This is a genomic window from Haloactinopolyspora alba (assembly GCF_003014555.1).
Classification (GTDB): Bacteria; Actinomycetota; Actinomycetes; order Jiangellales; family Jiangellaceae; genus Haloactinopolyspora; species Haloactinopolyspora alba.
In genome coordinates this window covers 381,091-396,090 of record NZ_PYGE01000002.1, presented here as the reverse complement: position 1 = coordinate 396,090, position 15,000 = coordinate 381,091, and the positions used below count along the sequence as shown (strand labels likewise).

The following is a 15,000-nucleotide window of genomic DNA, read 5'->3' as shown; positions in this document are numbered from 1 at the left end:
GCCGCCCCGCGACGGCGACGACGTCACCGGGTTCCGAGCGCCCGCAGAACCACCGACATCCGGGCCGGCTCCGGACGCAGCACGTGGTCCGGCAGCGGCCCCGGCCCGCAGGAACCGCTGCCGATGCCGTGCTGGGCAGCGTCGAGGGTGACGAACACACGGGTCCGCCGGACCAGGTCGGTCGGATGCGCCGCAGCGTCCAGATCCTCGCTGGTCCAGCGCCGCACGGTGAGCCCGAAGTGCGGATCGCCGTCCACACCGACACCCGCTCCGGTGACGGCGTCGGTCAGCTCGGCGTGCCGGACGTCGATGCGGTGACCGTTCTCCTGGGGACGGACGTACGGCGTCTGCATCCGGTCCACCGTCGTCGTGTACGTGCCCACCCGGGCTGCCTGCCGCGTATCCGGGTATGCCTCGCCCGGCCCGGGGCCGAACCAGCTCACCTGGTCGAACGAGGCCGGCAGCGCCAGCCGTAGGCCCAGCCGCGGCAACGGAAGATCCGGCCAGTCTCCGTCCGGCGTCACGTCCACCTCCAGCCGCACGGCGTCGTCGTCGGCCGCCGTCCACCGGTGGGTGACCAGCAGGCCGAACGCTCGCGCTGCCGGCGCCACGCGCGTGCGCACGAGCACCGCGTCGCCGTCCACCCGCACGTCGTCGGTCCGGTGGCGCATCCGGTGCAGCCCGTGCTCGCGCCATCCGGCGGCCGGGCTGCCCGGCTGGACGCTGTCGTTGTCCGTCGGCGCGCGCCACACGTCCAGTACGGGCCCGTCCAGGCCGATGTCGGCGAGGGCGCTGAGCCGCCCGGTGTCGCGGTCGAAGGTGGCGATGCCGACCCCGGGCGGGTCGGCGCGGACCGTGCCGGCAAGCGGCGCGGCCGCCACCGGCTCGGCGGCGCGCAGCTGCCCCTGTCCCCACGCGATCTCGTGCCCGGCCGGCGCCCAGGACGTGTCGCGCGCGAGAACGGCGCGCACAGTCAGCCAGGTCTCGGCGGTCGTCGCAGCCGCGGCGGGCACCGGCAACCGCGTGGACTCGCCGGCGGCGAGCACCGGAACATCCAGCTCGCCCCGGCCGACGTCGCTGCCCTCCTCCTCGACCGACCACACGAACACGAGGTCGGCGGTGTCGGCGAAGTCGCGCAGGTTGGTCACCGTGACCGCCCCGGCCGCCGCGTCGATCTCGACCCGCACCGGCTCGACGACCTTGGCGTACTCGACCAGGCCCGGCGACGGCGTCCGGTCCGGGAACACCAGGCCGTCGGCGATGAACGCGCCGTCGTGCAGTGCTTCGCCGAAGTCGCCGCCGTAGCCGAAGTACTCGCGGCCCGCCGCGTCGCGGCTGCGGATGCCGTGGTCGATCCACTCCCACACGAACCCGCCCTGGCAGCGTTCGTGCCGCTCGAACAGCCGCTGGTACTCCAGCAACCCGCCGGGGCCGTTGCCCATGGCGTGCGCGTACTCGCACAGGATGAACGGCTTGGCCCGGCGCGCGGCGTCCAGAGCGGGGTCGTCCAGCGCCTTCTCCTCGCGCCGTCCGATGGCGTCCACCTCGGCGTGCTCGGCGTACATCCGGGAGTAGACGTCCGAGCAGACGGTCGTCCGGTCGCCTTCGTAGTGCACCGGACGCGACGGGTCGCGCTCGCGGGCCCACTCGTACATGGCCACCAGGTTCCGTCCGGTGCCCGACTCGTTGCCCAGGGACCACATGATGACGCTCGGATGGTTCTTGTCTCTTTCGACCATCCGGGCGATTCGATCCACACAAGCGTCCCGCCACGCCGGGTCGTCGGACGGGTTGCCCCGCCATTCCGCCAGCTGGAACCCGTGGGTCTCGAGATCACACTCGTCGACGACGTACAGCCCGTACTCGTCGCACAGCTCGAGGAACCGCGGATGCGGCGGATAGTGGCTGGTGCGCACCGCGTTGACGTTGTGCCGCTTCATCAGCAGCACGTCGTCGAGCATGTCCTGACCGGTCAGCGCGCGGCCGCGGTCCGGATGGAACTCGTGCCGGTTCACCCCGCGCAGCAGCACGCGGCGGCCGTTGACCCGCAACACCCCGTCCGCGACCTCGACGGTGCGGAACCCGATCCGCAGCCGTACCCGTTCGGCCGCGGTGACCAGCTCGCCCTCGTACAGCCGCGGTGTCTCGGCCGTCCACGGTTCGACCTCGCCGACGACGATCTCCTCGCCCGCCGGGGTGTCGACACCGAGCTCGGGGACGACGACACGCGCGCCGGCCGCGCCGGCGGCGTCCACCCGCAGCCTGCCGGCGCCGGTGTCGTGGTCGTACCCGGCGTGCACGGCCACGTCGCCGGTCGAACCGGCCGGCCGGGACAGCAGCGTCACGTCCCGGAAGATGCCCGACAGCCACCACATGTCCTGGTCCTCGAGGTAGCTCGCCGCCGACCACTGGTGCACCCGCACGACCACGACGTTGCGCGCCCCCGGACGGACGTGCTCGGTGACGTCGAACTCCGACGGCAGCCGGCTGCCCGTCGAGAAGCCGAGGTCGGCGCCGTTGACCCACACCCGGAAGAACGAGTCGACCCCGTCGAAGCGCAGCACCGTGCGCGCGCCGGCCCACTCGCCGGGGACGGTGAACGTACGGCGGTAGGTGCCGGTCGGGTTCTCGTCCGGCGGTTGCGGCGGATCGACGGGGAACGGGTAGGCGACGTTCGTGTAGGCCGGCGCGCCGTAACCGGTCAGCTGCCAGTGCGACGGCACCGGAAGCTCGTCCCAGCCGGCGTCGTCGAACTCCTCGCCGGCGAACCCGTCGTCGCGCCCGGACGCGGTGGGCTCCCAGCGGAACCGCCACACACCGTTCAGCGAGATCGTCGCCGCGTCCGAGTCGCGGGTCGCACGCGGCGCGAGAGTGCCGGCGCCGGGACGGTGATCGGCCACGGGCGCACGCCAGTCTTGCGGCGGGCGCTCTTCTGCTTCGGGCGTGGTCACGGGGCGTCTCCTCGCAAGCGCAACGGTGTGTGGGGCGGCAGAGTGATCACTCGGTGCCGGGCGGCGCCACGTCGACGATATCGGCCCTCCCGGGCGTCGCCACCGGGAGTCGAGGATCCGCACCACGAGGGCGGCTGCCGGCACTTGATCGGCACCGATCCACCGGCGCTGTGGAGCTTGTTTGTCGTCGTGCATGTTGATCGGGAACCACACGCCGAACAGGGCCGCATCTGTCCGTTTTCTCCAATATGCGCCAGTTTCTCGAGCATCAGCCGCCACCGCCGCCATGCAGCGTCGCAGGGCGTTGGGCACGACGGCCGACACCGGGGTTGTTCGGTCGTCGCCGTCGATCACTCGGGTCGACGGCGCCGAGACGGCCGGGGCCATCGACATACGAATCTGTGCTCGACATACAAATCAGCGACGGATACGCGGCGGAATCCGGTCCGGTGCGCCGCTGATTTGTATGTCGAGCGCCGAGTTGTCTATCGGCACGGACGTGCTCAGCCCAGCCCGCGGTCATGTCACACGAGCTTGAAACGATCAGGTGACATTCGGACGCCTCGCAACACCTCGCGCAGGGAGCACCCTCACCTGATCATTTCGCGTCCACATGCTGGAGACGATCAGGTGACCCGTCCGAGAGACGGCGCCAGCAGCGTCGTCGCTGTGGATCACCTGATCATCTCGATCTACGTGATCAGGTGACCAAGAGACGATCAGGTGACGCAGAAGCGGGGCGGCGCTCAGCCCGGCAGCACCGACGTGATGCCGCCGTGCAGGTGTGCCCGGAACACGGGCTCGTCGAACGCCTCGGCGGTGTGCCCCAGCGCCGTGTAGAAGCACCGGCCGGAACCGACACGATGGCACCAGGCGATCGGGTGCCCGGGCCCCATCCGGCCGCCCTCGTAACTGTCCTCGTCGACCGAGAGCAGCACGCGGACGTGCGGACGCGGGTCGGAGCGGAAGTCGTACCACTCGTCCGTCCACTCCCATCGGGCCGGCAGATGGGCCGTCGCCGGATGGTCGTGGTCCTCGACCGTGATGACGCCCGGTTGCACCGGCGGGTGCCGGTCGAACCGGGCGCCGGCCAGCTCACCGTAGAACGGCCAGTCGTACTCGGTCGTGCTGGCGGCGTGGATGCCGACGTAGCCACCGCCGTCGCGCACGAAGCGCTCGAGCGCGGCGCGCTGCTCGTCGTCGAAGACGGTGCCGGACGAGCTGAGGAACACCACGGCGTCGTAGCCGCGCAGCGACCTCGTCGTGAAGTAGGTGGGGTCCTCGGTGGCGTCGACGTCGAAGCCGGCCTCAGCACCCAGGTCGCGCAGCGCCGCCACCCCGGCCGGTATCGAGTCGTGCCGGTAGCCGTTGGTCGCCGAGAAGACCAGCAGCCCGGTCATGCGCACCTCCCGCGGCCCGACGGACGGACGCCTGTCGGTCCCGTGAGTCATACTGAATCATGTCCGGAGACGTTCCCGACCCGACGGGGATCACATGAGCGCCGAGCCACTACCCGACTGGCTGCGCCCGCCTCCCGGCGGATTCACCGCCGACGACCTCGACCGGCTCCCCGACCTGCCACCGCACACCGAGTTGATCGACGGAAGCCTCGTCTTCGTGAGCCCGCAGTCGCGTTTCCACTCGCTCACCATGTACGTCCTGGAGACGGGTCTGCATGGTTGTGCGCCCGATTCGGTTCGCGTCCGACGAGAGATGACCGTCACGCTCGAACGGCGGCAGCGCCCGGAGCCCGACATCGTGGTCGTCGACGCGGCTGCCGACGCCGGCCCCGACCAGACGACCTACCGCGGCGAGGACGTCGTGCTCGCCGTCGGGGTGGTGTCGGCGGAGTCGGAGGAGCGCGACCGGGGGCGCAAGCCGCAGCTCTACGCGCAGGCCGGCATCCGGCACTTCTGGCGGGTCGAGAACGTCGGCGGCCTGCCGACGGTGTACGTCTACGAGCTCGACCCCGCCACGCACACGTACGCGCTCACCGGCATCCATCACGACCGGCTCGAGCTCTCGGTACCGTTCCCCGTCGACGTCGACCTGACCGCCGTCGATCGCCTCTGAGCAGGCTTCAGCTGACACCCAGGCCGCGGTCGCGCAGGTCACGGCGGTACTTCTCCAGCGCCATCAGCTCGCCGAACAGCCGGTTGTACACCTCGACCTCTGCGGCCGGGTCGGTGCGCTGCAGGCGCGCCTTGAGCGTCACCAGCCGGCGCGACACCCAGACCTCCTGTAGCCGCAGCACCACCGACTCGACGTAGCGGGGCAGCGCCATGTCGTCGGCGGGGACCGTCTCGACGGCCAGCTCGGTGATCACGTGTCTGCTGGCCTCGTCGGGTGCCTGCGCCAGCAGCGCGTCGACCCACTCGCGTCCGCCGGCCTGCGTCGCGCAACCGCCGCACGCGGTGACGGCCTCGTGCACGGCGCGGTAGACCGGCGACAGGAACGCTTCGGGCTCGATCTCGTCGAACGTCGGCCCGGCCAGCGCCGGGCGCTGGACGACCACCCGCAGCACCTCGTGCTCCAGAGCGAGCGTCTGCGGGTCGACGTTGCCGTGCACCGGTACTCCGAGCGCCTGCTGCCCCGCGGGCGGCGCCTCGCGCTGACCGTTGCCGCGCCGGTCCGGTGCACCCGCGGCGCCGCGCACCCGGCGGACCACCGACAGCTCGTCGGGCGCGCCGACCCAGCCCGCGAGCCGGCGCGCGTACTCGTCCCGCAGCGCCCGGTCACGGATCCTGGCCACCATCGGGACCGCCCGCTCCAGCGCGTGCGTGCGGCCCTCCGGATGGTCGAGGTCGTAGTCGTCGACGATCGCGCGGATCGCGAACTCGAACAGCGGCCGGTGCCGCGCGATCAGCTCGCGGACCGCGGCGTCGCCGGAGCGTTGGCGCAGCTCGCACGGGTCCAGCCCGGCGGGCTCGATGGCGACGTAGGTCTGCCCGACGAAGCGCTGGTCGCCCTCGAAGGCGCGCAGGGCCGCCTTGCGCCCCGCCTCGTCGCCGTCGAAGGTGAAGATCACCTGGCCGCGGTACTCGTCCTGATCGCGCAGCAACCGCCGCAGCACCCGCGCGTGGTCCTCGCCGAACGCCGTCCCGCAGGTGGCCACCGCCGTCGTCACCCCCGACAGGTGACACGCCATGACGTCGGTGTAGCCCTCGACCACCACGGCCTGTGAGGTGCGCGCGATGTCCTTCTTCGCCAGGTCGACGCCGTAGAGCACGTGGCTCTTCTTGTAGATCGGGGTCTCAGGGGTGTTGAGGTACTTCGCCTCGATGCGGTCGTCGTCGTAGAGCCGCCGGGCACCGAAACCGACGACGTCGCCCAGCAGGTCGCGGATCGGCCAGAGCAGCCGCCCACGGAACCTGTCGTAGGGAGCGTTGCGCCCCTGGGCCACCAGCCCGGCGGCCAGCAGCTCGTCGTCGCCGAAGCCCTTCGCGCGCAGATGATGCCGGAGCACCTCGCCGCCCTTGGGGGCGTAGCCCACGCCGAACATCTCGGCGGCCTGCTTGTCGAAGCCGCGCTCGTCCAGGAACTGGCGACCGACCTTCGCCTCGGTGGACGACGCCAGCGCGTCGGCGTAGAACTCGGCGGCGGCGCGATGGGCCTCGATCAGGCGGGTGCGCTGCTCGCGGTTCTGCTGCGGCGCCGACCCGGCGCGGGACTCCTCGTAGCGCAGCTGCAGGCCGACCTTGTCCGCGAGCCGCTCGACGGCCTCGGCGAACGAGAGCTGGTCGTACTTCTGCACGAACGTGATGACGTCGCCGCCCTCGCCGCAGCCGAAGCAGTAGTACATGCCGCGCGCCGGCGTGACGTGGAACGACGGGGACTTCTCGTCGTGGAAGGGGCACAACCCCTTCAGTGAGCCACCGCCGGCGTTGCGCAGCGCCACGTACTCGCCGAGGATCGCGTCGACCGTGGCGCGCTCGCGAACCGCCGCGATGTCCTCGTCCCGGATGCGTCCCACCACGGCGGCGAGTCTACGTCCGCCACCATGACCGAGCACGAGCGGACGGCGAATGATCACGGCCGGTTCTGGGTAGCTCCCTGATGTGCCGGAGCTCCCCGATGTCGAAGGTTTCCGCCGGACGCTGAGGAGAGCCACCGGGCGACCGGTCGATCGCGTCGACGTGCTCGACCAGGGTGTTCTGCGCGGGCTGGACGCGGACGAGCTCAGGGACGCGCTCGTCGGAGCGCGGCTGTGCGTCCCGCGGCGGCACGGCAAGTGGCTCATCGCCGCCGTCCGCTCCGGCGAACGCCACGACAGCGGCGAGCCGAGCGTGCTCTTCCATTTCGGCATGACCGGCTCGCTGTCCTGGCACGACGCACACGAGCAACCACCCCCGGCACGGCACCGGCACGACCGGGTCGTCATGGTGACGACGGGCGGTGAGCTGCGGTACCGGGACATGCGCAAGCTGCGCGGGATCCACCTCGCCCGCTCCGACGCCGACGTCGACGAGATGCTCAGCGACATCGGACCGGATGCCGCGCGGATCACTCCCGCCGGGCTCAGCCGGCCGCTGCGGCACACCGACCGCCGGCTCAAACCGGCGCTGCTGGACCAGCATCTGATCGCCGGGCTCGGCAACCTGCTGGTCGACGAGATCCTCTGGCGCGCGCGGCTGCGCCCGGACGCGTCCGCGTCGTCGCTGTCCGACGGCGACTGGCGGCGGCTGCACCGCCGGATGCGCACGGTACTCGCCCGCTCGTGCGCGGTGGGGCGGGTACCGGACCACCGCTCGTGGCTCACCGGCCGCCGCGACGACCCGGACGGGGTGTGCCCCCGGTGCGAGAGCACCCTGGAACACACCCAGCGGGGCGGGCGGACCACCGTGCTGTGCCCGCACTGCCAACCGGCGTGACCGCCCGGGGATCACCGCACCAGCTCGGCGTGCAGGGTGTACGCCGAGCCGTCCGTCAGCGACGCCACCTGGTCGACGACGACACGCAGCCGGGCGGCGTCGTCGGCGGCCGAACGCCACGACTCGCGGAACGTCGGCTCCAGCGACCCCGGCGCCCGCAGCCGCAGCGCCGACACCAGCTCCTCGACCAGTTCGCGCTGGTGCCGGTACACCGGCGCACGGTCGGCCGCGGTCATCACGTACACCCCCGCGAGCCCTTTGAGCACGGCCACCTCCACCAGCGTCGCCCGCGGGACCTCCAGGTCGGCGGCGTAGCGGGTCAGCGCCCCGCCACCGTAGGCGGCATGGGTCGCCTGCTCGGCGGCGTCACAGAACCGGCCGATGAGCTGGCTGGTCATGTCCTTCAGCGCTGCGAGCGCCCGCAGCCCGCCGTCGTACTCGGCGACCCAGTACGGCAGGGCGCGCAGCCGTCCGAGTCCCTGAAGGAGCTCGTCGTCGTCGGCCTCAGGCAGGTACCACTGCCGGGTCAGCGCAGCGACCCGCGCCCGCGCGTCCGGGTCGGACAGTTCGGCGCCCGTCGGCAGCCGTCCCGCGACCACCGCGTCCTCGACGTCGTGCACGCTGTACGCGACGTCGTCGGCGAAGTCCATGACCTGCGCCTCGAGGCAGCGCCGGTGGCCGGCCGCACCCTGGCGCAGCCAGTCGAACACGTCCAGGTCGTCGTCGTAGACACCGAACTTCGCACCGGTCGCGTCGGAGCGCGTCCACGGGTACTTCGTCGCCGCGTCCAGGCTCGCCCGGGTGAGGTTGAGCCCGGCGGAACGGCCGTGCGGGTGCGCCGCCTTCGCCTCCAGCCGGCTGAGCAGGCGCAGCGTCTGCGCGTTCCCCTCGAAGCCGCCGATGCCCGCCGCGATGTCGTTCAGCACCTCCTCGCCGTTGTGCCCGAACGGCGGATGCCCGAGATCGTGCGCCAGGCAGGCCGCATCGACGATGTCCGGGTCGCATCCCAGCGCCTTGCCGAGCTCGCGCCCGACCTGGGCGACCTCCAGCGAGTGGGTCAGCCGGTTGCGCACGAAGTCGTCGCTGCCGGGCGCCACGACCTGGGTCTTGGCGGCCAGCCTGCGCAGCGACGCGGAGTGCAGGACCCGCGCGCGGTCGCGTTCGAACGCCGTACGCACCGCCCGTTTCGGGGGCTCGGTCGCCCACCGTTCCCGGTCAGCGTCATCGTACCCGCTCATCACGGGGTGAGGTTACGCTCTCGTCCTGAACGCCACGACGCCGTACCCGGGCAACGGGCAGGAGCCGACCATGACGCATCCCCCGCGCTACGCGGTCGTCGGCGGCGGCATCATCGGGTCCGCGGTCGCGCGAGCACTCGCCCGGTCCGACGAGCGGGCGACGGTGACCGTCCTCGAGAAGGAGGACGCGCCGGGGACGCACCAGACCGGGCGCAACAGCGGCGTCGTCCACGCCGGGCTCTACTACCCGCCCGGCTCGGCCAAGGCCCGGTTCTCGCGACGCGGCGTGTCGATGCTGCGCGACTACTGCGAGCAGCACGGGCTGACCTACGACGAGTGCGGCAAGCTGCTGGTCGCCCTGGACGAGCGCGAACGCCGCCGCATGTCCGACATCCACGCCCGTGCGCTCGCGAACGGGGTACCGGGGGTCCGGTGGGTGGACGGGGGCGAACTCGGCGACATCGAGCCGTACGTCCGCGGCGTCGCCGGGCTGCACTCGCCCACGACCGCGATCGTCGACTTCACCGAGGTCGCGTCCGCGCTGCTCGCCGACGCCGTCGCCGCCGGCGGCACCGTACGGACCGGTTTCGACGTGACCGGGTTCGACCAGTCGAACCCGCAGGTGCTGGTGCACGGCGCGCACGGCGAGACGCTGGCCTTCGACCGGGTGGTGATCGCGGCCGGGCTGCACTCCGACCGGCTGGCCCGCCTGGCCGGCGACGACGAGTTCCCGCGGATCGTGCCGTTCCGCGGGGAGTTCGGGCTGCTGCGCCCACAGCGGCGGCATCTCGTCCAGGGACTCGTGTATCCGGTGCCGGACCCGCGTTTCCCGTTCCTCGGCGTGCACCTGACCCGCCGGGTGGACGGCGAGGTCATGGTCGGCCCGAACGCCGTCCTGGCGTTCGCGCGCGAGGGCTACCGCCGCCGCGACGTCGACCTGAGCGAGCTGCGTCGGCTGATGCGCTGGCCGGGGTTCCGCCGGTTCGCCTGGCGCAACCGGCGCACCGCCGTCCGCGAGATGTACGGGTCACTGAACCGGCGGGCGTTCGCGGCCGCGGCGGCGCGCTACGTCCCCGGCCTGACCGCCGCCGACGTGATGCCCGGGCCGTCGGGCATCCGCGCACAGGCCATGGACGCCGACGGCACGCTGGTCGACGACTTCCGGGTCACCACCCGGGGCCGCGTCGTGTGCGTGCGCAACGCGCCCTCGCCGGCGGCCACCGCGTGTCTGGCGATCGCGGACGATCTCGTCGCCGGCATGCTCGACCGCGGCTGACTGTCGGCCCGCTGTTGATATGGAGCAACTGGCGTGTTCGTTCGCGGACATCACCAGGGTTCTTGCTGCTTCACCAGTCCTGTAGAGGTGGGGACGCGTCGAATCGCCTCGTGATGTCCGCGAACAACCATGATCAATGCGGGCAGTCGGGCGCCCGGAGCTGAAGGATCCTGCGGTGCCCGCGCGGTACGCCGCCAAGCAGCAACAGGCTGCGGGTCGGTGGAAAGCCGCGCGCCCACTTCCACTGGATCCTGTGATCATCAACGATTTGCCACGTCATGGTGTGGTAGATCGTCGACGATCATGCTGCGCAGCGCCACGCAAAGGCGGCAGCAGACGAGACCGCGGGCCGGGAACCGATGACGGCTCCCGGCCCGCGGCCCGGCTGTGTCAGCTCAGCGGGGCTGTCAGCTCCGCACGAACCGCGCCCGCAGCGCCAGCGCGGCACCGGCGAGCAGGGTCAGGCCGAGCAGCAGCATGGCCGACGGCGATGTTCCGGTGTCGGGAAGCTCGCCCTCGTCGGTCTCGCTCGGCGACGGCGTGGGCGACTCGTCCGGGGTCTCGGTCGGGGACTCGTCCGGGGTCTCCGTCGGAGCCGGCGTCTCCGTGGGCGACTCCGTCGGAGTCTCGGTCGGGGTTTCCGTCGGAGTCTCGGTCGGGGTCTCCGTGGGCGACTCCGTCGGAGTCTCGGTCGGGGTTTCCGTCGGAGTCTCGGTCGGGGTTTCCGTAGGGGGTTCCGTCGGCGTCGGGGTCGACGTCTGCACGCCGCAGACGAACCAGTTGCTGATCGCCGGGTACCTGACCGACTCGCTCGTCCTCGCGGCCGCTTCGGGCACCCAATCGAGGTCCGGCGAGTGCAGGTCGGTCCACGGGTCCTCGAGGTAGACGGCGTAGTTCGGGCCGCCCTTCACGACGACAGCGGTGATCTCGTAGGAGTCGTCCTGCAGCACGACGTCGAGGTACTTCCCGTCGGTGTGGATCGTTCCGCTGATGATCTCGTTGCCGGTGGTTCCGTTCCCGTCGGCGGAGTCCACGTCGAACAGCGTCTCGCCGGGTTCGTCGAGTCCGATGCTCGCGGCGTTGTCGCGGAACTCCGGGTTCTCGCAGTCTTGGGCGTTGCCTTCGAAGTAGTAGTGGGGTTCGTGATCGTGTTCGGGTTCGTCCGTGGCGGCTGCGGGCAGCGCGGCGCCGAGCACGGCGACGGCGGGCAGCACGGCAGCCACATGGGCAAGACGGCGCACGATGGCCCTTTCAGATGTGTCAGAGAAATTCACTGAGACTTACAAACAAGGCGAAACCGTACAGCGCGCCGCACCCTCCGGCAAGATCACCCGGGTCACGATTCAGCGACTGTCACCGCCGTCCGATCCGGCGGTCAACGCCGCCCGCCCGGCCTCCAACCGCGCGACCGGGACGCGGAACGGCGAGCACGAGACGTAGTCCAGCCTGATCGACTCGAAGAAGTGGATGGACGCCGGGTCGCCTCCGTGCTCACCGCAGACGCCGACCTTCAGGTCCGGGCGGGTCTCCTTGCCCTCCCAGGCCGCGATCGACACCAGCCGCCCTACGCCTTCGGCGTCGATCGACTCGAACGGGCTGACGCCGAACACGCCACGTTCGAGATAGGCGGGAAAGAACGTCGCCTCGACGTCGTCCCGGGAGAATCCCCAGGTCGTCTGGGTCAGGTCGTTGGTGCCGAAGGAGAAGAACTCGGCGGCCTCGGCGATCTGGTGCGCGGTCATCGTCGCCCGGGGCAGCTCGATCATGGTGCCGATGGGGATCGTGAGATCGACGCCGTACTCCGTCGCGATGTCGGCGACCGTCGCGTCGGCCATGTCCCGGATGGCCTCCAGCTCCTGCACGGCGGCGACCAGCGGCACCATGATCTCCGGGCGCGGGTCGCGACCGCGCTGCCGCAGCGTGGCGGTCGCCTCCGCGATGGCACGGACCTGCAGGTCGAACAGGCCCGGCACCATCACCCCGAGACGGACCCCGCGCATGCCCAGCATCGGGTTCTGCTCGTGCAGCCGCCGCACCTCGGCCAGCAGCTCGGACGCCTCGGCGTCCTCGGTGCCGGTGGCCTCCGCCACCGCCACCCGCACGGACAGGTCGGTCAGGTCCGGCAGGAACTCGTGCAGCGGCGGGTCGAGCAGGCGGATCGTCACCGGGAGCCCGTCCATCGCCTCGAGGATGTCGGTGAAGTCCTCGCGTTGCAGCGGCCGCAGCTCGTCGAGGCCGGCCTGGCGCTGCTCGTCGGTGCGCGCCAGGATCACCCGTTCCACGCTCTTGCGTCGCGGCCCGAGGAACATGTGCTCGGTGCGGCACAGCCCGATGCCGGCCGCGCCCAGGCTCCTGGCCCGCCGCGCGTCGTCGGCGGTGTCGGCGTTCGCCCGCACCCCCAGCCGCCGGGTCCGGTCCGCGTGGCGCATGATCCACAGGACCGAGGCGACGACGTCGTCGTCCGCCGTGTCGCCACCGGCGGACGCGTCCTCACCGCCGCGGGCATCGTCGACCTCCGGCGCCGTCGGCAGCGCGTCCACGACGGCCGAGTCGACCACCGGCACGGAACCGAGGAACACCTCACCGGTCCCGCCGTCGATCGAGATGACGTCGCCCTCGTCCACCCGGTCGCCGCCGGGCGTGGTGAACGTGTGCGTCTGCGGGTCGACGCGCAGCGCGTCGACACCGACCACGCAGGTCCGCCCCATCCCCCGGGCGACGACGGCCGCGTGGCTGGTCTTGCCGCCCCGCGAGGTCAGCACGCCGCGCGCGGCGACCATGCCCTGCAGGTCGTCCGGGCTGGTCTCGCGCCGCACCAGGATCACGTCCTCGCCCTGCTCCGACCACTGCACGGCGGTGGCCGAGTCGAAGGCCGCCTTGCCGACGGCCGCGCCCGGGCTGGCGCCCATGCCCTTCGCGATCGCGGTGCGCGCCGCGGACGGGTCGAACTGAGGGAACATCAGCTGCGCCAGCTGGGCGCCGGTGACGCGGGACAGCGCCTCGTCGTCGCTGATCAGCCCTTCGTCCACGAGCTGGCCGGCGATCCGGAAGGCCGCGGGCGCCGTGCGCTTGCCCACCCGCGTCTGCAACATCCACAACGTGCCGCGCTCGATGGTGAACTCGATGTCGCACAGGTCGCGGTAGTGCCGCTCGAGCGTGGCCATGATGCCGAGCAGCTGGTCGTACGAGGCCCGATCCAACTCGGCCAGCTCGGTCAGCTGCAACGTGTTCCGGATGCCGGCCACGACGTCCTCGCCCTGCGCGTTCGGCAGGTAGTCGCCGTAGACGCCCTGCTCTCCGGTGGCCGGGTCGCGGGTGAACGCCACACCCGTTCCGGAGTCCTGTCCCAGGTTGCCGAACACCATGGAGACCACGTTCACCGCCGTCCCCAGATCCTCCGGGATGCGTTCCTGGCGCCGGTACAGCCGCGCGCGTTCGGTGTTCCACGAGTCGAAGACGGCGCGGGTGGCCATGGTCAGCTGCCGGTTCGGGTCCTGCGGAAAGTCCTCCCCGGCCTCGCGGCCGACGATCGTCTTGAACTGCTCCACCAGCCCGCGGAGGTCGTCGGTGCCCAGCTCGACCTCAGAGGCGACCGCCCGTTCGGCGACGAGCCCGTCCAGCGCCTCGCTGAAGTGCCGGCCCTCGATGCCCATGACGGTCTCGCCGTACATCTGGATCAGCCGCCGGTAGGAGTCCCACGCGAACCGCTTGTCGCCGGCGCGTTCGGCCAGGCCGGCGACGGACGTGTCCGTCAGGCCCACGTTCAGGACGGTGTCCATCATGCCGGGCATGGAGAACTTCGCCCCGGAGCGCACCGACACCAGCAGCGGGTCGGTCGAGTCACCGAGCCGCTGGCCACGGCGTCGCTCGAGCTCGGCGAGATGGTCGGCGACCTGATCGGCCAGTCCGTCCGGCTCGCTGCCGGTGGCGAGGTAGGCCCGGCACGCCTCGGTGGTGATGGTGAACCCGGGCGGGACCGGTAGCCCCAACGCCGTCATCTCGGCGAGGTTCGCTCCCTTGCCACCCAGCAGGTCTCGATCGTCCTTGCGTCCGTGCGAGAAGTCGTACACGTACTGCGCCACTGGCCGGCCTCCCGTGCTCGGTGTACGGGTCGATTGGCGCGGAGCCTAGTGAGGGCGACCGCGTCCCCGCGTCGACCAATGCCGGACCAATCCCCCGTGCGCGTCCTCCCGTCGACGGCCGCGGTGCCCGTGACCGCCTGCGATTACTCCCACATGGTTGCCCGCACGTGATCCACCGCACACCAACTGGTACGGACCAGACAGGACCGGGCCTACCAGATCAGCCGGCACTCGCGCCGCCACGGGCGTCGTCGACCGCCGGCGAATCGCCGGGCAGGTCCTCGCCGATGGTGTCGCTCAGCGTGTTCACGTTGAACACCACCCAGACGAACACGCCCGCGGCCAGCGCCGACACCACGATGGTGCCGAGCGAGAACTTGGACTGGACCGCCTTGTAGATGACGAACAGGACGGCGACGGTGATGGCCACGGTCTGCAGCACCGGACGCAGATCGACCGCGGTCGCCGAAGCCCAGTCGAGGATCCCGGCACGCACGACGTCGCCGGCACCGCCGGAGACACTCGCGAGGGAATGAGCCGCGTCGGACATGGGCGTTCCGTTTCGGGTCGCACGGACGACAC

The 15,000-nt window shown here is 71.5% G+C and carries 10 protein-coding genes; 3 read left to right on the top strand and 7 right to left on the bottom strand.

Going from position 1 to position 15,000, the window contains the following annotated elements; all coding sequences use genetic code 11:
- Positions 1 to 23: 23 nt before the first annotated feature.
- On the bottom strand, positions 24 to 2,951 hold the full coding sequence (locus CLV30_RS04425; protein WP_205740430.1) for a glycoside hydrolase family 2 TIM barrel-domain containing protein: 2,928 nt from the start codon (positions 2,949 to 2,951) through the stop codon (positions 24 to 26).
- A gap of 746 nt (positions 2,952 to 3,697) precedes the next feature.
- Positions 3,698 to 4,351, bottom strand: a complete 654-nt coding sequence (locus CLV30_RS04420) for a ThuA domain-containing protein (protein ID WP_205740431.1) — start codon at positions 4,349 to 4,351, stop codon at positions 3,698 to 3,700.
- Positions 4,352 to 4,445: 94 nt separating this feature from the next.
- On the opposite strand from CLV30_RS04420, the gene CLV30_RS04415 reads away from it, so the two are divergent.
- Complete coding sequence (locus tag CLV30_RS04415) at positions 4,446 to 5,024, top strand: Uma2 family endonuclease (RefSeq protein ID WP_106535953.1); 579 nt, start codon at positions 4,446 to 4,448, stop codon at positions 5,022 to 5,024.
- Positions 5,025 to 5,031: 7 nt separating this feature from the next.
- Here CLV30_RS04415 and dnaG read toward each other — a convergent pair whose 3' ends face one another.
- Positions 5,032 to 6,927, bottom strand: coding sequence for a DNA primase (gene dnaG, locus CLV30_RS04410; RefSeq protein WP_106535952.1), 1,896 nt, complete (start codon positions 6,925 to 6,927; stop codon positions 5,032 to 5,034).
- Positions 6,928 to 7,009: 82 nt separating this feature from the next.
- On the opposite strand from dnaG, the gene CLV30_RS04405 reads away from it, so the two are divergent.
- Complete coding sequence (locus CLV30_RS04405; protein WP_106535951.1) at positions 7,010 to 7,822, top strand: Fpg/Nei family DNA glycosylase; 813 nt, start codon at positions 7,010 to 7,012, stop codon at positions 7,820 to 7,822.
- A gap of 11 nt (positions 7,823 to 7,833) precedes the next feature.
- Here the strand turns inward: CLV30_RS04405 and CLV30_RS04400 are convergent, their stop codons facing one another.
- On the bottom strand, positions 7,834 to 9,060 hold the full coding sequence (locus CLV30_RS04400) for a deoxyguanosinetriphosphate triphosphohydrolase (protein WP_106535950.1): 1,227 nt from the start codon (positions 9,058 to 9,060) through the stop codon (positions 7,834 to 7,836).
- A 70-nt stretch (positions 9,061 to 9,130) separates the two neighbouring features.
- Between CLV30_RS04400 and lhgO the strand changes: the two genes are divergently transcribed.
- Positions 9,131 to 10,336 (top strand): L-2-hydroxyglutarate oxidase, encoded by a 1,206-nt coding sequence (gene lhgO / locus CLV30_RS04395; protein ID WP_106535949.1) that lies wholly within the window; start codon positions 9,131 to 9,133, stop codon positions 10,334 to 10,336.
- A gap of 407 nt (positions 10,337 to 10,743) precedes the next feature.
- Here the strand turns inward: lhgO and CLV30_RS04390 are convergent, their stop codons facing one another.
- From CLV30_RS04390 to CLV30_RS04380, 3 genes are all read right to left on the bottom strand, one after another.
- A complete protein-coding gene (locus tag CLV30_RS04390; RefSeq protein WP_146154784.1) occupies positions 10,744 to 11,550 on the bottom strand; it encodes an LPXTG cell wall anchor domain-containing protein in 807 nt (268 codons plus the stop codon).
- A gap of 129 nt (positions 11,551 to 11,679) precedes the next feature.
- Positions 11,680 to 14,418, bottom strand: a complete 2,739-nt coding sequence (gene ppdK / locus CLV30_RS04385) for a pyruvate, phosphate dikinase (RefSeq protein WP_106535947.1) — start codon at positions 14,416 to 14,418, stop codon at positions 11,680 to 11,682.
- Between the two features lie 220 nt (positions 14,419 to 14,638).
- The gene (locus CLV30_RS04380; RefSeq protein ID WP_106535946.1) at positions 14,639 to 14,968 is read right to left on the bottom strand and encodes a hypothetical protein; all 330 of its coding nucleotides are present in this window, start codon (positions 14,966 to 14,968) and stop codon (positions 14,639 to 14,641) included.
- Positions 14,969 to 15,000: the final 32 nt, after the last annotated feature.

Excerpts from the sequence above, each read along its gene's own strand:
- CLV30_RS04415 (WP_106535953.1), top strand. The coding sequence starts at position 4,446 with ATGAGCGCCGAGCCACTACCCGACTGGCTGCGCCCGCCTCCCGGCGGA.
- CLV30_RS04420 (WP_205740431.1), bottom strand. The coding sequence starts at position 4,351 with ATGACCGGGCTGCTGGTCTTCTCGGCGACCAACGGCTACCGGCACGAC.
- CLV30_RS04380 (WP_106535946.1), bottom strand. The coding sequence starts at position 14,968 with ATGTCCGACGCGGCTCATTCCCTCGCGAGTGTCTCCGGCGGTGCCGGC.
- CLV30_RS04400 (WP_106535950.1), bottom strand. The coding sequence starts at position 9,060 with ATGAGCGGGTACGATGACGCTGACCGGGAACGGTGGGCGACCGAGCCC.
- lhgO (WP_106535949.1), top strand. The coding sequence starts at position 9,131 with ATGACGCATCCCCCGCGCTACGCGGTCGTCGGCGGCGGCATCATCGGG.